Raw genomic sequence first — 24503 nt, forward strand, 5'->3', positions numbered from 1 at the left:
TCGCACCCAGACGTTACAGCACTAATAATAAGGAAAAGCACATCGACAAGATTATGATGCTGGTTGATAGTTGAGCGGTTATCTTTTACAAGTTCTAAATGGGAGAATAAGGACATAAGGAATATAAGGTTATGAAATTTATAGTATTAGATCATAAATTATAAATATTTACAAAGTATGATCCTGCCCTGCCGATCACCCTGCAGTGAAAATAACTGAGTATGATGAATATAGCGTTGAAGGTGTTGTTGGCCAGTCGATTAGAATGCATAGAAAAAATCTGACCTTAGGATAATTTTTATTTAAGTTATGGGAGTATCTTTCTAGCTTAGCCCGCTAAATATAATGAATGCTCTACATACTCAACCTCATATTCTAATAAACTTTTTTAAATGGGTGGGCAATTTACTTCAATTATTATATTCTGAAGGATTAGCGCGTAATAACACTTTAAAAGGATTTATAATGAGCCAACCATATGAAGAAGTAACAGTCCAACAGATTGAACAAGATATAATGTCTGTTACGGGTAATCCAATTGATGCTAAAGCTAAAGCTTTATCTATTTACTATCGCAATATAGTCATTGATTCTGTGCGGTTCCGACAAGGGCTTATCACAGAAGATGATTTGAAATACTCCCGCTCTATACAGTGGGAGCATATGAAGGCCCATTCAAAAAAAAACTTGCTGAAAATATGCAAAGTACTGGGAGAGGTGAGCGCCCAGGTAGTACTGCTGCTCATCATATCGTTTCATGGAATGACCAACGGGCGAGTAAAGCAAGATTACGATTGGCAGCTTTCGGTATTGACATCGATAACGAAGTAAATGGTGTATATTTACCACTTCATAAAGCACACATTCCAATGAAATCCTTACCTAATGCTTATGCACATAGCACAGTACATACCGAAAAATACTATTTAAATGTAGAATTTTTGATAGAAGAATCGGTTTTAGAGGGCTTAGGCCACCGCGGTATAGTAGATACACTAAGAGATATAGCGGATGATATGCAGGATGGTCAGTTTCCATTACATTCTATAATTGAATAATAATTACAAGAGTATATATATGCCGAATATAGATAAGGTTTACCGTTTCACGATTAATCCTGATAAGTATCTTTACTTAAATGAAACGGGGTTCGAACAAACCATGCAGCTAACCCAGAATGAGATTCTTACCTTTGATGGTTCATCAATGCTTGATGACTGGCGTACTCTAGGTATCAATTGGTTAATTCATGATTCAAACAAAGATTTGGGGTTAGAAATTCCTGATATTGCTGGCTTAGGGGCAACGTCTTTTGTACTTTCGCAAAAAGCTAAAAACATTTTAGAACCTCATTTAGGCGATAATGTGGAATATCTAGAATGTGATTTAAAAGGTGAGCGTTGGTTTGCTTTAAACTTATTAGGTTTTGAAGATGCGGTAGATCATGACCTTACAGAGTTTAATTATAATAAGCGCGGTCAAGTTAGCAGAACAAGACGCTTTAAGCGTTTGGTAATGGATAAAGCGAAAATTAATAATACTGCCTTATTTAGAACAAAAGATACAACACTTAGGTACTTTACTACGGACGCCGAAAACAGTTTATATCAATTAATAAAAGAAAATGACTTAACGGGCTTAGACTTTATCGAAATTGAAACAAAATAGTAAGTAGCTATTATGTATTACTCTGTTTAAAAGGGGGGGACTGGAAAATATATGTTTACCAGTCCCCCTTTTAATTTACGAGCCCCCAATAAGCACCCTCACATCACTTAAACCCTTTAAATACTTACTTATCAGTCCAATCAAGCATAGGTGCCACAGAAAAACGTCTATTCAAAGTAAAATCCTCAGATAATATATAGGTATAAGAGTTATCCCTCATTGGAAGGTGCTACATTTTACACAAATCAAAGCCGAGCTTCAATTGTAAGCCAATTGTTGTTTGTCTGTAGCAGAGATTGAGTTATTTAACGCAGCAACAAAATGTATGCTGCGCTTTAGATAATATACTTAAAACGATTTTGTTAGATTATCAAAGTGCTGACCTTGCACTGTAATTGTAGTTTTTTCTAAACTTATATAATCATTTTTTTGCTTGGGGTTAACTAGACGTGCTGCGACTTCAAATTTAGCAACTTTAGCTTCATTATTTAGCTCAAGTATTTTTAAAGATGAATGAGTATCATGCTTAGCTGACTGTACATAATATTCCCCAGCCCAACTGGCATCGAACACTAGATTAGGCGCATTTTTAGCGGAAGATTCGATAAACATTCCTTCTTTAATTTCATCTCGTAATAAGGTAAAGGTGTAATGATCTCCTCCCGTATGACCGAAATATACGGTAACAGCATGATTGTCATTATGGCTAAAATCATAGTCAGTCACTTGAATAACCTTCATTTCACTTTGAGGCGGTTCTACGCAGGCCGTTAACCCCAAAGCGAGGAAACCGCATAAGATAATCTTTTTTAATAACATTTTTCACTCCTTAAATTTTATTACGTTATATTTAATCTAGGTAATTCTAGGCAATAATTCAAAAATATATATGACAATTGTTATTTCACAGCGCTACACAGTCTTTATGCAAATACTTGTAATCCAAAATAGTGGGCTATCCCGTCGAGTATATTTGTCACCGCAACTGATGAAAGGATCAAACCCATGATCCGGCTGACGATACTCGCCCCACTGTCACCTATTAATTTGTGAACATGGGTTGCCAACAGTAACAGAGTAAGTACTACAGCAAGTACAGCTAACATCATTGATGAAGTAATTAACTGCTCAACCCATGTGTATTCAGTATTACGAGTCATCAATACAGCACCAAGCATCGCGCCTGGACTGGCGATTGATGGGATAGCTAAAGGGAAAATGGCCGTTTCAGTGCTATCCCGTACACTTTTAATTTCCATTTCAGGTTTACTTTCACCAAAGATCATCGACAAAGCGAACAGTAATAACACGATACCACCTGCGATTTGAAACGCTGACAAGGGGATATTGATAGCATTTAAAAGTAGCTCTCCAGCGACAACAAAAAACAATAATACTCCAGCAGATACCAGAACAGCTTTCAACGCGACTTTACGTTTGAATTTATCACTATCACCGCGTGTTAAGGCTATAAAAACAGGTACAGTACCGATTGGATCGATAACCGCAAAAAAGAAAATAAATACTGCTAATAATTCATTCATTGTTAGCCTTCCTAGAATAAAACTGTCTAATAAAAACGCTGCAACTACAATACAGTATGTTAGTATATCACGGTAGCGTAAGGATAAGAGAAGATGAAAATAGAATCACTCGTTAGTAAAGCCAAACAAGTATGTGACAATCGTGGTGCGCGATTCACTCCAATTCGTGAAAAAGTATTTCGCCTATTAGCCAGTGCGCAAGGCGGAGTTGGCGCTTATGATTTATTAGAGCAACTAAAACTCACTGAATCAGGAGCAAAACCAGCCACAATTTACCGTGCCTTAGACTTTTTAGCTGAATTAGGTTTTATTCACAAAATTGAAAGTACTAACGCATTTATGTTGTGTCATCATTTTGATCATATTCACCCTGTACAATTATTAATTTGTGATAATTGCGGTTTTGTCAAAGAGTTGCACTCTAGCGTGATTTCGCATGAACTTAATAATCTTGCTGCTGAGAGTGGTTTCGTTGTATCTGGGCAAACTATTGAAGCCCATGGTAAATGTGGGAGTTGTAAAGAATAATTAAGTGCAGAGCTAAAATAACTCTCTACACTTTAACGTATAACCGCAGTTAAACTGCTAAATTCGAGGGATCAACAATAATGAATGTAGAGTTCATCAATCCTTTTTTATCATCTTTATTAAATGTGCTCAGCACTATGGCGCAAACCGAACTAAAACCGGGCAAGCCGAAAGTAAAAAAAGATGAAGTTGCCTGTGGCGACGTTTCGGGATTAATTGGCATGGTAGGACCACAAACTAAAGGTTCATTTTCGATCACATTTGATGAGAACCTTGCACTTACTATTATGGAAAGAATGCTTGGTGAACGCCCAGATTCAATAAATGAAGAAGTAACTGATATGGTTGGTGAAATTACCAATATGGTTACTGGTGGGGCAAAAAATCTACTTGGTGAAAAAGGCTATGACTTTAATATGGCTACACCAATCGTTGTGTCTGGTAACGGTCATACCATAACGCATAAAAGTGAAGGGCCAAAAATATTAATCCCATTTACCTCTGATGCCGGTAATGCCAATATCGAAGTTAGTTTCGATAAAATATGAGTTGGTTGCAAAAAACCATTCAATTAAAGATCCACCTTCTAAAGAAGGTGGTTTTGAATTAGCCCCCTAAAAGGGAGCGTTGTTTACTCCAGAGTTAACGGAGCTTGCTCTTGTCTCCCCCTTTCTGCTGATGCCTGACATATCTTCGTATTGTTTCTTCGTTTACCATCTACTGAAGTAGGTGGTTTAGGGGCTGAAAATAAAAACCCGCTATAAGCGAGTTTTTAACTAGAAAACAGTATCCATCTTAGCTTTTTTTAGTTGTATATATACCAACACTGAGTGCTTGGAAAACTTTCTAGATTACCATTCATGTTTCTAACTTGAACAATCGTGTTTACACATCTTTTAACTCTTCTTAATTGTCTTTCCCACAAAAAGTCCCACATAGCATCACTGGCATTTAAGTCATAGTCTCTATTCCCCAACCAGCTTGTTTCATTTCCCTCTACGACTCTATAAATAAATTCAGAAAGCTTTACATACCCATTTAAATCTATATCGGCACGTATGTATGCGATAACATTCCCATGCGGATTCAAAAACTTAAAAAATACAGGCTTATTACTAGCTTTTAAAAAAAGGTCAACAGCTGTGGTGATATCAGAAAATGAAATGGAGCGATCTAGCTCCAATAGTCTATTTTTAAGATTATCCTCAATTTTCTTTCTATTCGCATTTCCAACCATTGCTTTAAAAAAAATGCTTATATCTCCAACTAGATGCTGTAAATGTTCTTTGTAATCACTTAAGTTACAATTTTTTTGATCGCAATCTTCAAAACGTAAATTAATATCTAATTTATTTACCTTCACATTTTTCTTAGTACTAAGCGTCAATGCTCCTTGCTTTTTTGTCTCTGTAAATAGTGAAGCATAATATTTTACTTCAAACATTTTGCCTGATATCAATAACTCTTCTTCACCTTCAATTTTACTTTTACCTGTGATTAACACCTTTATTGGACACACCTCATAATAGTGGTCAGGCTGGTTAGGTTTATCACAATCATCTAAAGGCGCAGAAAATGCTCCGAATGAAATAAAAACAAAACCCATTAACATTAAATATTTCATAAATAAATTCCCTTTTGAGTTATTCCCATATTTTACAATAGCAAAAAAAAGGGAATTACTCAAAAAATATAAAACTTAAAGTGGCTGATAAACGGACTGAATACACTAAATTGATGTGGGAAGCCGTGTGTCTCTTAGAAATCAGCTAAAGCCTTAAACATAACGCTTAGAACGTCTTTTAGATGACGACATGTGTTTATCTGCTAGTGAATTAATAGAGATTGGATGTTTACTTAAAGAGATTGGAGCGGTACACGAGGCTCGAACTCGTGACCTCGACCTTGGCAAGGTCGCGCTCTACCAACTGAGCTAGTACCGCATAATATTTTTCACTTTAAAATTACTCCAATTTCTTTTGTTAGAAATTGGAGCGGCACACGAGGCTCGAACTCGTGACCTCGACCTTGGCAAGGTCGCGCTCTACCAACTGAGCTAGTGCCGCATTTCAAAATAGTCAGTAATTTGTCCGTTGGTGCGCGACAAGTCGCGGTAAAACGTTCTGGCAACTGAGCTAGTGCCGCATTATAATTTTTAGGTTCTAGGTTCTAGGTTCTAGGTTCTAGGTTCTAAAAAAGTTTATAGCTTTTAATTTGAAACTTGCTGCAATTTCTTTGGTGAGAAATTGGAGCGGCACACGAGGCTCGAACTCGTGACCTCGACAAGGTCGCGCTCTACCAACTGAGCTAGTGCCGCATTTCAAAATTGTCAGTAATTTGTCCGTTGGTCCGCGACAAGTCGCGGTAAACGTTCTGGCAACTGAGCTAGTGCCGCATTCAAAATAGTCAGTAATTTTTCCGTTGGTCCGCGACAGGTCGCGGTGAACGTTCCGGCAACTGAACTAATGCCGCATTCAAATTACTCAAGCACACTAACCCCGCGGGGGTTATCGTCTTAAGCGGGGCAGGATTCTACAATAATCCGATGTGTTTGCAAGTGTTTTTTACAAATTAAAGAATTTTTCTTGGTAGACTTTTAATTCCATGATGGAATCTTTGATATCATCAAGAGCAAGGTGTGATCCTTTTTTATTCACTTGCGCTAACACTTCTGGTTTCCAGCGTCGCGCAAGTTCTTTAATTGTGCTGACATCTAAATTACGATAATGGAAGTAATCTTCAAGTTCACGCATGTATTTATTCATAAAGCGCCTATCTTGGCCTATTGAATTACCACACATAGGTGAAGCCCCCTCAGGAACCCATTGCTTTAAAAATGCCAACGTTTGCTCTACAGCATCTTGTTCTGTGAATGTGCTTGCTTTACAACGGGCGGTTAACCCTGACTGGCCATGTTGAGTAGTACACCATTCATCCATGCCATCTAGCAACTCATCACTTTGATGAATAGCAATAGTTGGCCCTTCAGCCAAGATGTTTAACTCAGCGTCAGTGACAACGGTGGCGATTTCAAGTATTTTATCGGTCTCGGGCTCGAGCCCTGTCATTTCAAGATCGAGCCAAATTAAATTTGATTGATTAATAGTCATAATACCTAAGCGGTGCTTTCCTTTAGATCCAACGCATTTAGTTATATCATATTAGCATCAATCGTCGAGCTAAAGCTTTTTTATAAAAAAGCCGACATTTAACTAAGGTTATAGGCCTCAAGTGGCAAAACAGAAGAAATTAAGTAAAGGCCAATCCCGCCGGATCAAGGCTAATCACCAAAAGCGCTTGTCTAACGCTGATACTACCTCGACTAAAGGTACATTAGCGCAATGGCAAACTGACAATTTGGGCGCTGCGGAAAATGCAGTGGTGATCAGTCGGTTTGGTCAACATGCTGACATCGAAACCGATAACGGCGATGTACTGCGTTGTAATATACGCCGCACCGTTAAAGGCATTGTTTGTGGTGACGAAGTACAATTTCGCCGCACCAAAGTCAGTGAAGGTGATTTAGCTGGTGTAATCGAAGCGATGCACGATCGCCGCTCGCAATTAACACGCCCTGATTTTTACGACGGGGTAAAAGTCATAGCTGCCAACATTGACCAAATTCTAATGGTGTCAGCAGTATTACCAGAGTTTACGCCAAGCATTATCGACCGCTATTTAATTGCCTGTGAAGACATGGGTATAGAGCCTATTTTAGTGCTCAATAAAATAGACTTGATTGACCAGCAAGGCTTAGCAGACATTAACCAAGTGCTCGATATTTACCGTAAACTTGATTATCAAGTATTACTAGTCAGTAATAAAACCGGTTACGGCATTAATGCACTAAAAGAAACCTTAGTTGATAAAAACAGTATTTTTGTTGGTCAAAGTGGTGTGGGTAAATCAACCTTAGTGAATACTGTTTTACCTGATGCTGAAATACTCACTAAAGAAGTCTCTGAAAACAGCGGTCTTGGCCAGCACACAACAACCGTGTCACGACTTCACCATTTACCTTCAGGCGGTAACTTAATTGATTCCCCTGGTATTCGTGAGTTTGGTTTATGGCACTTAGATGTTGAACGTGTGACTTGGTGCTTTAAAGAATTTCGTGAGTTTATCGGTGGCTGTCGTTTTCGAGACTGCAAGCATTTAAACGATCCTGGTTGTATCATTCGCCAAGCAGTTGATGATGGTGATATTTCGCAACTACGTTTTGATAGTTACCACAGAATTTTAGAAACAATGGCCGATGGCCGTGCCGGAGCTCGTGCTCCGCGCGTATAAATTAGGAAGAAGTCAGTGAGTTTAGATAAATTCAAAATCGCAATGCAATACGCAATGCCAAAACACTTTGTATCGCGCATGGTAGGTAAATTAGCCGCAGCAAAAGCCGGTGCATTAACCACAACCTTGATCAAACTATTCATTAAACAATACAAAATAGATATGAGTGAAGCACAATATAGCGACCCAGCTCATTATAAAACCTTTAATGAATTTTTTACTCGCCCACTAAAAGACGGTGTGCGCCCATTAACAGCAGATAATGACATCATTGCTCATCCAGTAGATGGTGCAATTAGCCAGTTAGGCCCAATTGTTGAAGGTCAGCTAATTCAAGCTAAAGGCCATGACTACAGCTTACAAGCACTACTTGGCGGCTCAGAGCAAGATACAGCGCCATTTTTAGGTGGTGACTTTGCAACTATTTATTTGGCGCCAAAAGACTACCATCGAATTCATATGCCAATTGACGGTACCTTGAGCAAAATGATTTATGTCCCCGGTGATTTATTCTCTGTGAACCCGCTTACCGCGCAAAATGTGCCAAACTTATTTGCACGTAACGAACGCGTAGTCGCTATTTTCGACACTGAAATTGGCCCGCTTGCCATGGTATTAGTAGGAGCAACGATTGTAGCCAGCATCGAAACTATTTGGGCAGGTACGGTAACGCCACCAGCGGGAAAAGATGTATTTAGCTGGAACTACAAAACCTCAGGTGAAAACGCCATTACCTTGAAAAAGGGTGCAGAGATGGGTCGATTTAAGTTAGGCTCAACGGTTATTTTAGCTTGGGGTGCAGATAAAGCAGACATCCTTGATGATCAAAAACCGGGCACTGTGACTCGCATGGGCACACCATTCGCTAAGATTGATGATTGATAGTTAACGACTAGATTTAATAAAAAGCGCGAAAAGGCTAGAGTCATTTCGCGCTTTTTATTTAATCGCTTTGTACAGCACACTCTGAACACGCTGGTGCTTTAGTTAATTGAAACTGCTGCTGCGCTAAACTTAACCCATCAAAACGAATAAACTGACTTCCTTGGTGATGACCAAGCACTATGTTAACCGCCAGTAATGCCTGCATCGAACCTATCACACCTAACAACGGACTTAGCACGCCTGCATTACTACAATTAAGCGTTTGCTGTTGTGGTTGTTCACCAAATAAGCAGCCGTAGCAAGGGCTTTGAGACTGGCGAAAATCAAAACACATCAGCTGACCTTCGCTTGCTATTGCCGCCCCAGAAACAAGCGGAATGCCCAATGCCAAGCATTGCCTATTCACCACATAGCGAGTGTTAAAATTATCGCTGCAATCAAGTACTAAAGTAGCGCCTGAAAATATCTGTTGGGCATTATCAGCAGTTAGTTTTGCGCTTATTGCATTGATCTTGATTTGATTATTTAAGCTACCTAATACTTTCCTCGCAGCACTGACCTTATCTTGCCCTAAGTGATTCACTTTATAGAGCACTTGGCGCTGTAAGTTGGAAAGCTCAACTTTGTCGTTATCTAACAAGGTTAATACGCCAACACCAGCGGCAGCTAAATACAGCAACGCAGGGCTGCCTAAGCCACCTGCGCCAACTACCACGATATGGGCTGCTTTTAATTTTAACTGCCCTTCAAGCCCCACTTCTTTGAGCATTAAATGACGGCTATAACGCAGCTGCTCTTTGCCAGATAACTCAACCATTAGTTAATGGCTCAAAGCGCTTTGTAAATCGGCGATAGCTTGTTGGTAATCATCACTTTCTGTGATGGCTCTTACCACTGCCACACTACCAACGCCAGTTGCAGCCACATCACTGGCTCGCGCTAAATCAATACCACCAATGGCAACGGTTGGGTAATCTTGCATTAATGGCACAAAATGTTTGAGCTTTTTAAGCCCTTGAATATGCCCTGTCATATCTTTGGTCGTGGTTGGATAAATAGCGCCAAACGCCATATAACTCGGGCGGTAATTATGAGCGCGTAGCATTTCATAAAAACCATGAGTTGAAAGCCCTAATCGCATGCCGGACTCTTTAATGGCAACCAAGTTAGCTTCAAGCAAATCTTCCTGCCCTAAGTGAACGCCATAAGCGCCATGCTTAATAGCTAGCTGCCAATAATCATTTATATACACGTTACCGTCATACTTTTTACCAAGCGTAACCGCCGCTGCAACCGCTTGATCAAGCTCGACTTCAGTGCCATTTTTCATTCTTAGCTGTACGGTTTTAACCCCTTGCGCTAAGCACTTTTCTAACCAGTCGAGAGTATCAACTACTGCATATAAACCAAGCTGTTTACTTGCACACTCAGTAAAGCCTGCCGCCATCGTAAACTCATTCGGTTGTTCAAAATCTAGCTCATCACCAAGCCAACTGCCTGCCTCTATTACTTGCGGATAATCAGCAAGATTTTCTGGGAAGCTCGTTTGTGCCACAGGACCAATCCCTTCGCCATAGCGTACAGCCGCTTTTAAACCTTGGTTGATATACGCTTTCGCTAAGATAAAAGCATCTTTTAATGGGTAATCTTTCGCTAAACAGGCAGCAATCACCGACGCCATACTACACCCGGTGCCATGATTATGAGGGGTTTGAATTTTTTCATTACCGAGCCAGTATTCGTTCCCTTCATTGATGCAGCCATCTATACAATAATCAATGCAATAACCACTTGGATAATCCCAGTGCCCCCCTTTGATCACCACCGCTTTTGCGCCCCAACTTTGTAATTTGGCTGCGGCCTCTTTGACAGCACCGGGGCCAATTAAATACACGCCAGTCAATAACTGAGTCTCATGAGTGTTTGGGGTGATCACATCCACCAGCGGTAATAAGCATTCTTTAATTGCGCTAACCGTATCTTCTTCGGTAAGTAAGTCACCACTACTGGCAATTGCCACCGGATCATATACGACCAAAGGCGCAACCGGCCAAGTGGCTTTATAATGCTTTAGATGCTCACTGATCAATTGAATTTGCTGCACATTAGCCAACATACCAATTTTAATAACGCGGGCTTTCATGTCGCTTTCAAGAGCGAGTAGTTGCGATTCAATAACCTCGGTTGAAATCGGGTTAAGTGCTTCAACACCTAAGCTATTTTGCGCAGTCAATGCGGTGATAGCTGTGCAGCCATGGACACCAAAACTTTGCATCGCTTTAATATCCGCCTGAATACCTGCACCACCGCCAGAGTCAGAGCCAGCAATTGTCCAAACAACATGATTCATAATTACGTATTTCCTAATTTTTATTCTTAATACCAAATTCTTGATGCCAAAAAGGCATACCCATAGTGGGGGTCGATGGCGCAGCGACGTCTTTTTCTGGCATCGCCTTCGCTCGGTAAGCAAAACGACCCGCATCAACGGCTGTTTTGAATGCATGACCCATGGTAACAGGACAGCCCGCCCCTGCAATAGCTGAGTTTAATAACACCGCATCATAACCTAATTCAAGCGCTTGGCAGGCGTGTGATGGTAAGCCAAGGCCAGCATCAACAATCAATGTGGTATCAGGTAGGCGCTCCCGAATGGTTTTTAAATTATATTGATTTAATAACCCTTTACCTGTGCCAATCGGCGCTCCCCATGGCATTAGCACTTCACATCCCGCATCAGCCAAACGTTGGCATAGTACTAAATCGTCGGTGCAATAAGGTAACACCTTAAACCCTTCAGCCAACAATATTTTAGTTGCCTCAAGTAATGCAAACGGATCCGGTTGTAGGTTATAGTCATCGCCGATCAACTCTAGCTTGATCCAATCGGTGGCAAACACTTCGCGACACATTTGCGCAAGCGTAACGGCTTCCTTTACACTGTGACAACCTGCTGTATTGGGTAATATTTTTAACCCCGTATCTTTGATCAATTGCCAAAAATCATCTCCTGCGGCGGCACTTTGCTGGCGTCGTAATGACACAGTCACCACCTGCGCACCCGAGGCGACTATAGAATCTGCCATAATCGCTGGTGACGGATACAATGCCGAACCAATTAATAACCGACTAGTGAACTGCTCACCATAAATACTAAAACTATCTGATAGTACACCACTCATATTAGCCACCTTGAATTGGTGATAGTAATTCAATGCTATCACCTTCGTTAAGTAAGTATGTATCACACTGACTACGCGGGATAAATTGACCATTAACCGCAACCGCAAAAGGTTCTTTCGCGGCAAATTCGCGTAATGCTTGGGTTAAGTTACCGTAATTTGCCAACTCAAAATGTTGACCATTAATTGTTATTTTCATACTTATTTTCATACTTATTTTTATAGTAAGCCATAATTTATCCGTGCCACGGCATCGGCCACTAAACTCGGCGCAAGCAAGTAGCCATGACGATATAAGCCATTAATGCTGATCACCTGGTGTTGTTGCGTTACTTGCGGACGGTTATCTCTAAAAGCAGGACGCAAACCGGTTTGAATATTTAACACGCGAGCTTCAGCAAAGCCGCTATGTACCGTGTACGCTGCCGATAACAACTCAAGGGTTGAACGAACCGTCGCTGGGCCATTATCTTGTGATTCAATTTCTGTCGCCCCAATCACATACTGATGATTAGGTTTAGGCGCGATATAAATTGGATAACGCGGATGCATTAGCCGCACCGGACGAGTTAAATTAACCTCAGGGGCATACAAACGCACTACCTCGCCACGTACTCCTCGCAGCTTACAGACTGTGCTTTTAGCACCAAGACCACGGCAATCAATAATATAATCAAATGATTGCTTTAATTCTTCACAACCTACATCGATCTTTTGTGCAAATTTAAAGCTCACCTTTCGCTGTTTCAGAGTATTAAAGCTCGCTTGATAAAAAGCCTGATTATCAATTTGTCCTTCACAAGGTAAATACACACCTTGATTAAAGCGTCCTGCAAGTTCTGGCTCTAATTCACTAATTTGCAAACCCGTTAACTGATGCCCTTGATGCTCAGCCAAAGGTTTTAAGCGTTGTATAAAGCTTTGCAGGTCGCCCTTATCTTGTTGATGAGCCACCACTAAGGAACCTTGCTGCTGAAAAAACACTTCACCATCAAGCTGCGCTAAAATATTTGGCCAACGCGCAATTGAGTCCAGCCCTAGCAAAGCTAAGTCTTGCTCACATAACACCGATTCAGCCAGTGGCGCAAGCATCGCAGCCGCGACTCTCCCGGCACTATCCAGTGCTTGCTCATCCCCCGCTTCATAAACAGTGACATTATGCTTTAAGCTCAGTTCAAGCGCGGCTAAACGCCCCGTTAAACCAAAGCCAATTACCGCAATATTGTAAGACATAAGAATCCCTATAGGTTCTAGGTTCTAGGTTCTAGGTTCTAGGTTCTAGGTTCTAGGTTCTAGGTTCTAGGTTCTAGGTTCTAGGTTCTAGGTTCTAGGTTAACAATATGCTAGAGCCTAATCTCTTCCTAGCACCTAGCTCCTTCGCTTATATCGCTTTGTGATAAATCTCTGAGCCGGTTTGTTTAAACTCAGCTGATTTAGCTTGCATCTCGGCTTCAACATCGACCATTTTGATCTCAATAGCATCACCCACGTTATTAGGATCTATGCCCCTAGCTTCAAGATCTTTAGCGTACTCTCGTACTTCTTGGGTGATTTTCATTGAGCAGAATTTTGGTCCACACATAGAACAAAAATGTGCCACTTTGCCAGATTCTTGTGGCAGTGTTTCATCATGGTATTCACGCGCGCGAACGGGGTCTAAACCAATATTAAATTGGTCATGCCAGCGGAACTCAAAACGCGCTTTTGATAGGGCATTATCGCGCTCTTGAGCGCCTGGGTGACCTTTCGCTAAATCGGCAGCGTGAGCAGCAATTTTATAGGTGATCAAACCTTCTTTTACGTCTTCTTTATTTGGTAAACCTAAGTGCTCTTTTGGCGTTACGTAACAGAGCATTGCACAGCCATACCATGCAATTTGCGCCGCACCAATCCCTGAAGTGATATGGTCATAACCTGGGGCGATATCGGTAGTCAGTGGTCCAAGCGTATAAAATGGCGCTTCATCACAATGCTTAATTTGCTCTTCCATATTGGCTTTGATCATATGCATTGGCACATGCCCAGGACCTTCAATAAACACTTGTACATCGTGTTTCCAAGCTATTTTGGTAAGCTCTCCTAAAGTACGTAACTCGCTAAATTGCGCTTCATCGTTAGCATCCGCAATTGAACCAGGACGCAGGCCATCTCCTAATGAGAAACACACATCGTATTGCTTTAAAATTTCGCAAATATCTTCAAAGTGAGTATATAAAAAGTTTTCTTTATGATGCGCTAAACACCATTTAGCCATAATTGAACCGCCGCGTGACACAATACCGGTAACGCGTTTAGCGGTCATTGGTACATAACGCAATAATACACCGGCATGAATAGTAAAGTAATCAACGCCTTGCTCAGCTTGTTCAATTAGGGTATCGCGGAAAATTTCCCATGTCAGGTCTTCTGCCACGCCATTTACTTTTTCCAGCGCTTGATAAATTGGCACAGTACCAATTGGCACCGGCGAGTTACGCACCACCCATTCACGGGTTTCATGAATATAACGACCTGTTGATAAATCCATAACTGTGTCAGCACCCCAACGGGTTGACCACACCATTTTTTCAACTTCTTCTTCAATTGATGAGCTGACTGATGAGTTGCCGATATTAGCGTTCACTTTCACTAAGAAATTGCGCCCTACAATCATTGGTTCGGTTTCTGGGTGATTAATGTTGTTAGGTAAAATCGCACGACCACGGGCAATTTCATCTCGTACAAATTCAGGGGTAATAAATTCAGGGATACTTGCACCAAACGACTCGCCTTTATGCTGCTGTGCTAACAGTTCTTGTTGAATTTGTGCTCGACCCATGTTTTCACGGATCGCTACATATTCCATTTCAGGGGTAATAATACCTTGGCGAGCATAATGCATTTGCGTGACATTTTTGCCCGCTTTAGCACGACGAATTTTAGGAAGGTGCTCAAAACGAATGTGATCTAAGCCCTCATCAGCCATACGCTGCTGCGAAAATTGTGAGGTCACTGATTCTAATATTTCAGTATCACCGCGGCTTTCAATCCACTGTTCGCGGTACTTATCCAGCCCTTTGCGAACATCCAGAGTAAAATCAGGATTTGTGTATGGGCCTGAGGTATCATAAACACGCAGTGGCGCATTTGATTCATACACGGGGTGTTCATCAGTGCCACCAATAAAGGTATCGCTTAGGGTAATTTCACGCATACCAACGCGCACATTATCTTGCATACCTTGTACATAAACTTTGTGTGAACTTGGAAATGGTTGCCCGGTAAGGTTATAAATATAATCTGATGCAGCCGCACGAGTTTCTCGGCGAGACGGTTTATTTGATGTGTTTGACATGACTTACCTCATTGCTAAAAGGGTTGTCTTGTCAGATATTGCAATGCAATAGAGAGTAGCAAATGCTACATGGATCGTAGATTGGTGTTACAAAAAAGTACACCCAACCTTGGCAGCCACAGTGCTTATACCAATCGTGTTAAGTTATTAGTCATTTATAGCAACAGATAAATAGAGTGATAACAAGGCATAAATTTTGACATGTAGTTATTCTACATGAGAAATTTATAACGCAGTTAGCGCTTTATTTAGCACGCTAGAATGGCTAAATATTTAAGTCGATTGGTATTATACGCCAAACTGGCGCACAAGCACCCGTTTTAGGCAGCTTGTTCCCTACGCAGGTGTTAGCCTGATCAGGTTCACGGATCCCGCTTTCGCGATCTCAGCCTTTAAGTTAAAAACTCAAGGCACTCCGACAAGTAAAAATTCTATATATTGTTCGTTGACGAGTGTACGTTAGATGTAATTAGCCTGCAAGGGATTAACTTGCAGGAATAAACGCAAATGTCTGTTCGCCACTTAAAAGCAATTGTTGATTTTGGATTTGTAACGGCACACCCTGCTTCAACGCATTTAAAAATTGCTGCTCAAACGCATCTAACTCATCTCCGCATGATTTACGGGTCATGCCTAATTTATTCACCGTTAAATGGTTATCATCAAGTTGACCTTCTCCAAAAAATTTATTACAACCAGCAAAACCATTTACTTGCAAAGCTTCAATAAAACTTAATGATGCTGAATATGATGCAGGGATTGCTAAACCATCAACCCGTGATAGTTGCCACTTAGTGTATTTTAATTGCTCACTGGTGACTGTCCCTGTCGATGAACAGCCAATACATAAACCGATTATAAGCATCGGAATTGCTGCTAATTTCATGTCATTACTAACCTAAAACTCAATTGTAATATGATAACAATAAATAACAGTTTATACCGTTAATAATGCATGTTTTTAATGTAAAAAAATGTTCTAAGATAGTAAAAAGACAATTTACGCGTTTGTGAACAGCCGATCTATTTGTGCTGGCAAAAATGGCCGACCTCGCTCATTTACAGCAGTGCCAATCACCAGTGCCTTTAACATTATTTTTTTATCACGCTTTCGTACCACAGTTTGTCGAAAGCCAAACTTTAAACGACTAATACGCTCAGGCTCTACAGCAACATAAAATTCATCGCTGGGCATTAATGATTGCTTATAATCCATCTCGCTACGCATTACGACTAAATTAATTTTATCGCGAGTAAGCTGAGCAAAGTCAACCCCATTTGCATGCAAGAATTCATGACGCGCATGCTCTAGATAATTAAAATACACACTATTATTTACAATGCCTTGTAAATCACATTCGTAGTCGCGTACCTTAAAATCAACTTTAAAGGTCATATTTGTATTCCTTATTATGTATACTGTGCGCGTTTATAGCACATAAATATAACTAGTATCACGACTTTAATGAGAATAGTTGCTATCATGAAAGTCCTTAAAATGGAGTTAAGTAATAGAATGAAACTACGCCTGTCTTTAATTACTGCCGCGCTTTTACCTTTGATAAGCGCCCCAGCTTTTGCTGAAGATACCGATCTTGAAAAAATACTCGTCACCGGAGACTTTCAAAAAGAAAGCATTCAAACCCTTAGTGCCAGTGCCAGTTTATTTAGCGAACGCGAAATTAATGACCGAGGTGCTAGTTTTTTAGACGAAATGCTTGCCAATGCCGCCAATGTAAATTTTACCTCGGGTGCATCTCGTGGCCGTTACATCCAAATTCGTGGCGTGGGAATGCGCTCACAATTTGTTGACCCTATTAACCCTTCTGTTGGCTTAGTGATTGATGGCATTAATTATTCAGGCCTAGGCGGCAGTTCACTATTATTTGATGTTAACCAAGTTGAGATTTATCGCGGTCCGCAAGGTACTCGTTTTGGTGCTGATGGCATCGCTGGTATTATCCAAATGGAATCAGCCGATCCAACTTTTGACCCAAGTGTCAAAGTGCAGCTTGGCGCAGGTAACTACAACAGTTATGAAGCGGGTGTTGCCGCAGGTATTGGTATTACAGACAGCACCGCAGTGCGCGCTAGTATTTATCAACGTGAGTCTGATGGTTATGTTAATAACCTATATTTAAACGAGTCAACACAACAACAAGATGAACTGGTTAGTCGTTTTAAACTACACAGCCAACTTACCGATCACTTGCGCACTGAATTAAGCGTTCATTATATTGATATCAATAACGGCTATGATGCATTTACGCTTGATAATAGCCGTAATAGTGTAGCTGATGAACCAGGCCAAGATAACCAAGAAAGTATTGCCGTAGGCCTTGCCAATATTTACACGGGCTTTGATTGGTTTGATGTCAGTTTAAACTTATCAGGTATTGATAGTGATTTAGTTTATAGCTTTGATGAAGACTGGGTATGTAACGATATTAATAAGCCGCAGTTATGTGGTGCAGGACTACACCCCGATGGTTATAGCTACCAAGATTCTTATTATCGTGACCGCAAAGATAAAACTGCTGAATTACAATTCAATGGTAAGTCTCGCGATTGGGTGGCTGGAATTTATTATCAAGAAAGAGACGTAGATCTGGATCGCCAGCGTAGAAAATTTTCTGAACTAGAAGCCTTTAATTCAACGTATGAAGTGAACAATGTCGCTATGTACGGTCAACTAGCAATCCCAATCAACTCGAAAACCACCTTAATCACTGGCTTGCGAGTTGAGCAATACCAAGGTGATTACACTGATAGCAATGGATTTATTGTTGATACTGACGATGTCATGGTCGGTGGTAAGCTAGCACTTGAATACCAAGTGATTGACCGTACGATGATCTATACTAGTTTAACCCGTGGTTATAAAGCAGGAGGGATTAACTCTGAAGCGCTCGCAAAAGCACAAGAATTCGAGCTTGGAGCCGACTTTTTTAAACAACACACAACCTTTGAACCTGAATACTTATGGAATGGTGAGTTCGGCGTGAAAGGTAGTTCTCTCGATGACAAATTTGTGCTGCGTTTAGCGGCATTTTATATGTACCGTGAAGACATGCAATTAAAGTCTTGGTTGGTAGAAGGTCAAAACTTTACTAGCTATTTTGATAATGCAGGATCTGGTGAGAACTACGGTCTAGAAATTGAAGGCAGCTACCAGCTAACCGATGATTTATTTTTTACTGGTAGTGTTGGTTATTTAGATACTAAGATTAATGATTATGTAGCTAGAACAAGCTTCTATTCACCTCCATTAGATCAAGACGGTCGTGAGCAAGCTCAAGCACCTAAATACCAGTACGCATTTACCGCTCGTTATAACTTTACTGATGAGTTATTTGCTACGGTAGGTATTGAAGGTAAAGACGACTATTACTTTTCTGATAGCCACAATTCACAAGCGTCCAATGTTAATCTAGTTAATTTAACTGCTGGTTACGAGGCTGAGCAATGGTCAATTCGCGCTTGGGCACGTAACGTGTTTGATGAAGAAGTGCCAACACGTGGTTTTGAATTTGGTAACGACCCACGTGATGGTTATGCAACTCATACCTACACTCAGCTTGGCGAACCAATGGTTGCCGGCGTCACCTTTATTTACGAGTTATAAAAACGAGTCTCAAGGAACAAGTTTAAAGGTAAAAGTAAGATTACTTTTACCTTTTCTTGAGTCTTAAACCTACTAAGCCCTATCTACATCAAATGCGATGACTTCTTTTATCGTGTTTTTTTGCGTTGCTAACATCACTAACCTATCAACCCCTAATGCCACCCCTGCACATTGTGGTAAACCATGCTCAAGAGCGGCAATTAAACGCGTGTCCATAGGTACTTGTGTTAAGTTATTCGCTTTACGGCATGCATTATCTTCAGTAAAACGTTTAGCTTGCTCCTGTGCATCGGTGAGCTCATTAAAACCATTCGCCAGCTCCATATTCTGATAATAAAGCTCAAACCGCCCCGCGACCCTAGTATCATGCTCACAAATACTCGCCAGTGCCGCTTGCGAAGCAGGAAAGTAATAAATAAAACAAGGCTTTTGCTGGCCAATTGTTGGCTCAACTTTCATACAAAATAATAATTGTAGTAATGTATCACGGTGAGTTTCATGCTTAGCGATACCTGCAAACCCCTGTGCACAGGCAAGTGCTTGTAACTGTTCAAGAGTGGCATTGAGCGGATCAAGTCCTAATGCTTGAGTAAAAGCCTCTTGATAGCTTAAACGCTCTGCAGGTGGAACATTTAAGATAAGCTGCATTAATTCATTAATTTCATCCATCAGCGCAAACTCATCAAACCCAGGGCGATACCATTCCAACATGGTAAACTCAGGATTATGGTGACTGCCCGCCTCTTCGTTACGAAATGCCTTACAAATTTGGTAAATAGCACCACTGCCAGCTGCCAATAATCGCTTCATGGCAAACTCTGGTGATGTTTGTAAGTAAAGCGGTAAGCCTTTAGCGAAACCGGGGCCAATAAACTGTGTTTGAAAACTAGCTAAATGAACATCAGTAACACTGGCTGCACTTAAACTAGGCGTATCAACCTCCATAACGTGACGTTGATAAAAAAACTCCCGAATAGTACGTAAAATTGCGGCTCTTTTTGCCAAAGTATTTACTTGTGCGCTTGGTTGCCAAAGATCTGCTAACATATTTTCTCCAAAAAAAAATCCCAGCTTCAGCTGGGATTTATTAAGCCCTATTAAAGTTACTTAACACGGCTTACATATTCACCGTTACGGGTGTCAACTTTAATTACTTCACCGATTTGTACGAATAATGGTACACGTACAACAGCACCAGTACTTAGCGTTGCTGGCTTACCACCAGTACCTGCGGTGTCGCCTTTAAGACCAGGATCTGTTTCAGTGATCTCAAGCTCTACAAAGTTAGGCGGTGCAACAGCTATTGGATTGCCGTTCCACAAAGTAATAGTACATACATCATTTTCAACTAACCATTTACCAGCATCGCCAAGCGCTTTTTCATCAGCTGCGATTTGTTCAAATGTTTCGTTATTCATGAAATGCCAAAACTCACCATCAGTGTAAAGATACGCAAGATCGGTATCCATTACATCAGCACCCTCTACTGACTCACCTGATTTAAAGGTTTTTTCAAGGACTTTGCCAGAGATAAGTTTACGAATACGAACACGGTTAAACGCTTGGCCTTTACCCGGTTTTACCATTTCATTTTCTAAAATACTGCAAGGCTCGCCGTCCATCATAATTTTTAGGCCGCCCTTGAACTCGTTGGTGCTATAATTCGCCATCGTTTCCTCTATCTAATAATTTCGAGTAATCTACCTACCAATGATACAAAGAAATGAAGCAAATTTGCATATAAACTGGCAAAAAGAATTAGCTAATGTTGTTACTTGCCCACGCACCTTGCTAGAAATGCTAGGTTTATCAAGCATGGCCGACGAAAAACACCTCAAAGCACGCGCTCTTTTCCCGGTACGTGTGCCTATGCCTTTTATCAAAAAAATGCGTTATGGCGATATAAATGACCCATTATTGCTGCAAGTCATGCCGCGCCACCAAGAGTTTATCGCTAAAACAGGTTTTGATAAAGATCCATTAAAAGAGCAAAACAACGCTCAACCAGGATTATTACACAAATATAAATCCCGAGTTTTAGTGATGTTTAAAACCGGTTGCGCCGTTAATTGCCGTTATTGCTTTCGTCGCCATTTTCCATACCAAGAAAACCAGCTAAATAAACGCAGCTTAATTGCAGCGCTCGATTACATAAAATTGGATGCTAATATTAACGAGGTGATTTTAAGTGGTGGTGATCCGTTAATGGCCAAAGACGATGCGATTAGTTGGTTTATGGATGAGCTTGAACAATTGCCACAAATTAAACGAATGCGAATTCATAGCCGCCTTCCTGTGGTGATCCCATCTCGCGTTACTGACCAACTGTGCGAACGTTTTGCAAAGTCCCCGCTTAAAATTGTATTTATTAATCACATTAACCACGGCAACGAGATTGATGATGATTTTAAAGTAGCAATGCAAAAGCTCAAAAAGGTAGGTGTCACGTTGCTCAATCAAGCGGTGCTATTAAAGGATATAAATGATACAAGTGAAGCGCAAGTCGCATTAAGCGAAGCGCTATTTGATGCCGACGTACTGCCTTATTATTTATATTTACTTGATAAAGTTGAAGGAGCGAGTCATTTTGATATCGACGAATCACAGGCACGAAAAATCATGGCTGAAATGCTTATCGCATTGCCAGGATTTTTAGTGCCAAAGCTGATGCGCGAAATCGGCGGTCAAAAAAGTAAAACGCCGATTGACCTCAAGCTTTTATAAACACGAGGCTTAAACGTATACGTTAACGTTATTGCCAAGTGTTGCTGTGACTGATTTAGCTGGAGTTTGTGCAGCACTCGAACTAGCGGCACCTTCAATGAGTGCCAGTGCTGCTGCACCATCCGCTTTTTGCTGTCTTTTTGCCAATGCTGCACTATACACTTCACCACTTTGACCCGCGCCACTCATGGCCGGTAGATTTCCACCTGATATATTCATAGCTCATACCTGACTTTTTAGCTTATTACCCGTATCATATCGGCATTGCGGTCTAAAGCTTTAGGAAAAAAATGGATTCAATTATTGAACAACTCAATGCCAACTTAAAAATTGTTTATCGTCAGTCACTTGACGCAGATAAAAAGTTAGATGAGTTGCAACAACAGGGCTTAGGTAAATTTACAGCGTTATTTCCTGCCGATGCTGGTTTTACCTTTGAAGCAAAGCGCTTCAAACCTTATGTATTAGATGTAGCTGCAGATGTAGAAAGTTTAAGTTCAGAAGGTTTTAGTGAAGAAAAGCTAAAAACCACTGTTATTAAATTACAACAGTTACTGCAATTACTAGCAACGTTCAAGTAACTAAAAAGCGCTAGCATTAAACTGTAGCGCTTTTTACTGTTAATTTAGCTTGGGATGACGACTGGCAGTAATTCTTTATCAAACCAATCAGTGATCAAACGTTTATCATAGTAAAACTGTTCATCACGACCCATTTTAATTTTATCCATAAAGCCCATATCTTTTAATTCGACTTTATCGCTGTGACTAATCACGTTACCGTCTTTATCAGTAACCGAATATTGGAACTCAATGCGTGGAAAATAAATTGGTTTTACAATACGTAAATCATTCATACCGCCAAAGCGTACATCACCGGCTAAATCCAGCTCAGTCACTTCTACATTAAACTTATACCCTTCAGGCAGCTTTTCTGCCAGTTTATTAAAGTGCTTTTCAAAACTGCTCGCTACATGTTTATGGTATGAGCCTTTCGGTTCATTTGAAGGACGTACATCACGGTAGTCATTGAAGTCTTGCCATTTAACGACAACTTCACCTGCTTGAGCAAATACAGGCAGAATAACTACTATAGCCATCGCTACTTTTTTAAATGTATTCATTGTCTATCTCCAAAATGCCTGAGGGCTAATCTAATTGAAACAATAGCATTCACAACTTAACTATAGCTTAATACTATTCACCATCATTGTTATCATTTACCTAAAACATGTGATCAGCAACCAGTTAACTGTGATTAATTGATACCGCAACATCATGGAACAGCAAAAAGATCAGATAAAGCATGTATTAAAGTGCTATTTATGATGAAATTACAACTATACACCTTCACCTTATATATGGAGATTTCATGACAATTTTAGTAACAGGTGGCGCGGGATACATAGGCTCACACACTGTTGTTGAATTATTACAACAAGATAATAATGTTGTTATCATCGATAATTTAAGCAACTCGAGTGTGGAATCACTTGAGCGTGTAAAAAAAATCACTGGTAAAACTGTGCACTTTTATCAAGGTGACATCCTTGATAAAACATTTTTGGCCAGCGTTTTTACAAAACATACGATTGAGAGTGTTATTCATTTTGCCGGTTTAAAAGCTGTCGGTGAATCAATGATGAAACCCATTGAGTATTACCAAAATAATGTGCAAGGTACGCTAACTCTCGTTGATGCTATGCGCGATGCAGGTGTGTTTAAACTCGTATTTAGTTCATCCGCCACAGTTTACGGTGATCCAGCAAGCTTACCTATTCGTGAAGATTTCCCAGTCGGTGGTACAACCAACCCTTATGGCTCTTCCAAATTAATAGTTGAAATGATGCTGCAAGACATAGCTAAATCAGATGAGCGCTTTGCATTTGCAATTTTGCGTTACTTTAATCCCGTAGGTGCGCACGAGTCAGGCCTAATTGGTGAAGATCCCAATGGTATTCCAAATAACTTATTACCTTACATAGCACAAGTGGCAGTGGGTAAATTAAAGCAGCTGGGTATATTCGGTGATGACTATGATACGGTTGATGGTACAGGTGTGCGCGATTACATCCACGTTGTTGACTTAGCGCTTGGTCATTTAAAAGCACTTAATAAAATAAACCAAGATACCGGTGCCCATGTTTACAACCTTGGCACCGGTAATGGTTATTCGGTGCTACAAATGCTCAACGCATTTAGCAAAGCCTGCGGTAAAGATATTCCGTATCAGGTATCACCTCGCCGCCCAGGTGATATTGCAGCTTGTTATGCAGCACCTGAAAAAGCCCTTAGCGAACTTGATTGGCAAGCAGAGCGTGGTATCGATGTGATGATGCAAGATACATGGCGTTGGCAAAGCAGCAACCCTAATGGGTATAAATAGCTCAACTTAAACCAGCTTCATTCAGCTGGTTTTTTATATTTTTTGAAATAAAAAATCTCGTTTACCACTCTTTTACAGTATCTATATTTAACCACCTATCAAAAAGGCAACCAACCTATACTCGTTATACCAATACTACTTATTAAGTGATCAAATTTGTCCATGCTCTAAAGCACATATGCTTAACATTAGTAATATTTGAACGAAACACATTCCACGCCCTACTTACTTGCTCCACAATATCGTCATAACTTGCAAATGTACGATTAGATAACTCTCTATTTCTCATCCATGCCCACACTTGCTCAATGGGGTTCAGCTCGGGTGAGTAGGGAGGA

Annotated in this window: 28 protein-coding genes, 3 tRNA genes, 1 pseudogene and 1 riboswitch; of the genes and pseudogenes, 11 read left to right on the forward strand and 21 right to left on the reverse strand. The window is 40.5% G+C overall.

Features of this window, described 5'->3' with window-relative positions; all coding sequences use genetic code 11:
• A pseudogene (locus HHO47_RS17690) lies at window positions 1-116 on the reverse strand (ISAs1-like element ISPsesp1 family transposase); the annotation flags it as partial.
• Window positions 117-465: 349 nt separating this feature from the next.
• On the opposite strand from HHO47_RS17690, the gene HHO47_RS19680 reads away from it, so the two are divergent.
• Genes HHO47_RS19680 through HHO47_RS17700 form a run of 3 tightly spaced genes read left to right on the forward strand, consistent with a single transcriptional unit; the run spans window position 466 to window position 1668 of the window.
• Window positions 466-831, forward strand: coding sequence for a hypothetical protein (locus HHO47_RS19680; RefSeq protein WP_348981674.1), 366 nt, complete (start codon window positions 466-468; stop codon window positions 829-831).
• Complete coding sequence (locus HHO47_RS19455) at window positions 750-1058, forward strand: AHH domain-containing protein (protein WP_348981673.1); 309 nt, start codon at window positions 750-752, stop codon at window positions 1056-1058. Before HHO47_RS19680 ends, HHO47_RS19455 begins: the two co-directional genes overlap by 82 nt.
• Window positions 1059-1077: 19 nt before the next feature.
• Window positions 1078-1668 (forward strand): imm11 family protein, encoded by a 591-nt coding sequence (locus HHO47_RS17700; RefSeq protein WP_169021492.1) that lies wholly within the window; start codon window positions 1078-1080, stop codon window positions 1666-1668.
• 348 nt (window positions 1669-2016) lie between these two features.
• Here the strand turns inward: HHO47_RS17700 and HHO47_RS17705 are convergent, their stop codons facing one another.
• Together HHO47_RS17705 and HHO47_RS17710 are read right to left on the reverse strand one after the other, a co-directional pair.
• Complete coding sequence (locus tag HHO47_RS17705; protein WP_169021493.1) at window positions 2017-2487, reverse strand: hypothetical protein; 471 nt, start codon at window positions 2485-2487, stop codon at window positions 2017-2019.
• 104 nt (window positions 2488-2591) lie between these two features.
• Window positions 2592-3212 (reverse strand): MarC family protein, encoded by a 621-nt coding sequence (locus HHO47_RS17710; protein ID WP_169021494.1) that lies wholly within the window; start codon window positions 3210-3212, stop codon window positions 2592-2594.
• A gap of 93 nt (window positions 3213-3305) precedes the next feature.
• On the opposite strand from HHO47_RS17710, the gene HHO47_RS17715 reads away from it, so the two are divergent.
• Window positions 3306-3740 (forward strand): transcriptional repressor, encoded by a 435-nt coding sequence (locus HHO47_RS17715; protein ID WP_169021495.1) that lies wholly within the window; start codon window positions 3306-3308, stop codon window positions 3738-3740.
• A gap of 80 nt (window positions 3741-3820) precedes the next feature.
• Complete coding sequence (locus tag HHO47_RS17720; RefSeq protein ID WP_169021496.1) at window positions 3821-4288, forward strand: chemotaxis protein CheX; 468 nt, start codon at window positions 3821-3823, stop codon at window positions 4286-4288.
• 257 nt (window positions 4289-4545) lie between these two features.
• Here HHO47_RS17720 and HHO47_RS17725 read toward each other — a convergent pair whose 3' ends face one another.
• The 5 genes from HHO47_RS17725 to orn form a co-directional block, all read right to left on the reverse strand.
• Window positions 4546-5364 (reverse strand): hypothetical protein, encoded by an 819-nt coding sequence (locus tag HHO47_RS17725; protein ID WP_169021497.1) that lies wholly within the window; start codon window positions 5362-5364, stop codon window positions 4546-4548.
• Between the two features lie 243 nt (window positions 5365-5607).
• Window positions 5608-5683, reverse strand: a tRNA-Gly gene (locus HHO47_RS17730).
• A gap of 47 nt (window positions 5684-5730) precedes the next feature.
• Window positions 5731-5806: transfer RNA gene (locus tag HHO47_RS17735), tRNA-Gly, on the reverse strand.
• A 181-nt stretch (window positions 5807-5987) separates the two neighbouring features.
• A tRNA-Asp gene (locus HHO47_RS17740) sits at window positions 5988-6057 on the reverse strand.
• A 247-nt stretch (window positions 6058-6304) separates the two neighbouring features.
• Window positions 6305-6850: an oligoribonuclease gene (gene orn, locus HHO47_RS17745; RefSeq protein ID WP_169021498.1), complete on the reverse strand. Its 546-nt coding sequence runs from the start codon at window positions 6848-6850 to the stop codon at window positions 6305-6307.
• A gap of 121 nt (window positions 6851-6971) precedes the next feature.
• Here orn and rsgA point away from each other — a divergent pair, with 121 nt between their 5' ends.
• Both rsgA and asd read left to right on the forward strand, forming a co-directional pair.
• Window positions 6972-8030 carry a small ribosomal subunit biogenesis GTPase RsgA gene (rsgA, locus tag HHO47_RS17750; RefSeq protein WP_169021499.1) on the forward strand — a complete coding sequence of 353 codons (1059 nt, stop codon included), beginning with the start codon at window positions 6972-6974 and terminating at the stop codon, window positions 8028-8030.
• Window positions 8031-8045: 15 nt separating this feature from the next.
• On the forward strand, window positions 8046-8912 hold the full coding sequence (asd, locus tag HHO47_RS17755) for an archaetidylserine decarboxylase (protein WP_348981672.1): 867 nt from the start codon (window positions 8046-8048) through the stop codon (window positions 8910-8912).
• Window positions 8913-8973: 61 nt separating this feature from the next.
• Here asd and HHO47_RS17760 read toward each other — a convergent pair whose 3' ends face one another.
• The 8 genes from HHO47_RS17760 to HHO47_RS17795 form a co-directional block, all read right to left on the reverse strand.
• Window positions 8974-9732 (reverse strand): HesA/MoeB/ThiF family protein, encoded by a 759-nt coding sequence (locus HHO47_RS17760; protein ID WP_169021500.1) that lies wholly within the window; start codon window positions 9730-9732, stop codon window positions 8974-8976.
• Window positions 9733-9735: 3 nt separating this feature from the next.
• A complete protein-coding gene (thiE, locus tag HHO47_RS17765; RefSeq protein ID WP_169021501.1) occupies window positions 9736-11265 on the reverse strand; it encodes a thiamine phosphate synthase in 1530 nt (509 codons plus the stop codon).
• A gap of 13 nt (window positions 11266-11278) precedes the next feature.
• Window positions 11279-12097 carry a thiazole synthase gene (locus HHO47_RS17770; RefSeq protein WP_169021502.1) on the reverse strand — a complete coding sequence of 273 codons (819 nt, stop codon included), beginning with the start codon at window positions 12095-12097 and terminating at the stop codon, window positions 11279-11281.
• Between the two features lies 1 nt (window position 12098).
• Complete coding sequence (thiS, locus tag HHO47_RS17775) at window positions 12099-12296, reverse strand: sulfur carrier protein ThiS (protein ID WP_169021503.1); 198 nt, start codon at window positions 12294-12296, stop codon at window positions 12099-12101.
• Between the two features lie 20 nt (window positions 12297-12316).
• Window positions 12317-13330, reverse strand: coding sequence for an FAD-dependent oxidoreductase (locus HHO47_RS17780; RefSeq protein ID WP_169021504.1), 1014 nt, complete (start codon window positions 13328-13330; stop codon window positions 12317-12319).
• Window positions 13331-13478: 148 nt separating this feature from the next.
• Window positions 13479-15431 (reverse strand): phosphomethylpyrimidine synthase ThiC, encoded by a 1953-nt coding sequence (thiC, locus tag HHO47_RS17785; protein ID WP_169021505.1) that lies wholly within the window; start codon window positions 15429-15431, stop codon window positions 13479-13481.
• 316 nt (window positions 15432-15747) lie between these two features.
• Window positions 15748-15859: riboswitch (TPP riboswitch) on the reverse strand.
• A gap of 56 nt (window positions 15860-15915) precedes the next feature.
• Window positions 15916-16317, reverse strand: coding sequence for an META domain-containing protein (locus HHO47_RS17790; RefSeq protein WP_248291042.1), 402 nt, complete (start codon window positions 16315-16317; stop codon window positions 15916-15918).
• Window positions 16318-16431: 114 nt separating this feature from the next.
• The gene (locus HHO47_RS17795; protein WP_169021506.1) at window positions 16432-16827 is read right to left on the reverse strand and encodes an acyl-CoA thioesterase; all 396 of its coding nucleotides are present in this window, start codon (window positions 16825-16827) and stop codon (window positions 16432-16434) included.
• Window positions 16828-16947: 120 nt separating this feature from the next.
• Between HHO47_RS17795 and HHO47_RS17800 the strand changes: the two genes are divergently transcribed.
• Window positions 16948-19056, forward strand: coding sequence for a TonB-dependent receptor (locus HHO47_RS17800; protein WP_169021514.1), 2109 nt, complete (start codon window positions 16948-16950; stop codon window positions 19054-19056).
• 72 nt (window positions 19057-19128) lie between these two features.
• Here HHO47_RS17800 and epmA read toward each other — a convergent pair whose 3' ends face one another.
• Together epmA and efp are read right to left on the reverse strand one after the other, a co-directional pair.
• Window positions 19129-20103, reverse strand: coding sequence for an elongation factor P--(R)-beta-lysine ligase (gene epmA, locus HHO47_RS17805; RefSeq protein WP_169021507.1), 975 nt, complete (start codon window positions 20101-20103; stop codon window positions 19129-19131).
• A 56-nt stretch (window positions 20104-20159) separates the two neighbouring features.
• Window positions 20160-20726 (reverse strand): elongation factor P, encoded by a 567-nt coding sequence (gene efp / locus HHO47_RS17810; RefSeq protein WP_145234620.1) that lies wholly within the window; start codon window positions 20724-20726, stop codon window positions 20160-20162.
• Window positions 20727-20766: 40 nt separating this feature from the next.
• Between efp and epmB the strand changes: the two genes are divergently transcribed.
• Entirely contained in the window at window positions 20767-21780 is a 1014-nt protein-coding gene (gene epmB / locus HHO47_RS17815; RefSeq protein WP_169021508.1) for an EF-P beta-lysylation protein EpmB, read from the forward strand.
• Between the two features lie 9 nt (window positions 21781-21789).
• On the opposite strand, the gene HHO47_RS17820 is transcribed toward epmB, so the two are convergent.
• Entirely contained in the window at window positions 21790-21999 is a 210-nt protein-coding gene (locus tag HHO47_RS17820; protein WP_169021509.1) for a hypothetical protein, read from the reverse strand.
• Between the two features lie 71 nt (window positions 22000-22070).
• Here HHO47_RS17820 and HHO47_RS17825 point away from each other — a divergent pair, with 71 nt between their 5' ends.
• Window positions 22071-22361: a prephenate dehydrogenase gene (locus HHO47_RS17825; RefSeq protein ID WP_145234613.1), complete on the forward strand. Its 291-nt coding sequence runs from the start codon at window positions 22071-22073 to the stop codon at window positions 22359-22361.
• 44 nt (window positions 22362-22405) lie between these two features.
• On the opposite strand, the gene HHO47_RS17830 is transcribed toward HHO47_RS17825, so the two are convergent.
• Window positions 22406-22903 (reverse strand): DUF3016 domain-containing protein, encoded by a 498-nt coding sequence (locus tag HHO47_RS17830; protein WP_169021510.1) that lies wholly within the window; start codon window positions 22901-22903, stop codon window positions 22406-22408.
• Window positions 22904-23151: 248 nt separating this feature from the next.
• Here HHO47_RS17830 and galE point away from each other — a divergent pair, with 248 nt between their 5' ends.
• Window positions 23152-24165, forward strand: coding sequence for a UDP-glucose 4-epimerase GalE (gene galE, locus HHO47_RS17835; protein ID WP_169021511.1), 1014 nt, complete (start codon window positions 23152-23154; stop codon window positions 24163-24165).
• Window positions 24166-24307: 142 nt separating this feature from the next.
• Here galE and HHO47_RS17840 read toward each other — a convergent pair.
• Window positions 24308-24503: transposase (locus HHO47_RS17840; RefSeq protein WP_248291043.1), on the reverse strand; the 196-nt coding region annotated here is incomplete at its 5' end.

It is taken from the genome of Pseudoalteromonas arctica (assembly GCF_012927645.1).
GTDB lineage: Bacteria > Pseudomonadota > Gammaproteobacteria > Enterobacterales > Alteromonadaceae > Pseudoalteromonas > Pseudoalteromonas arctica_A.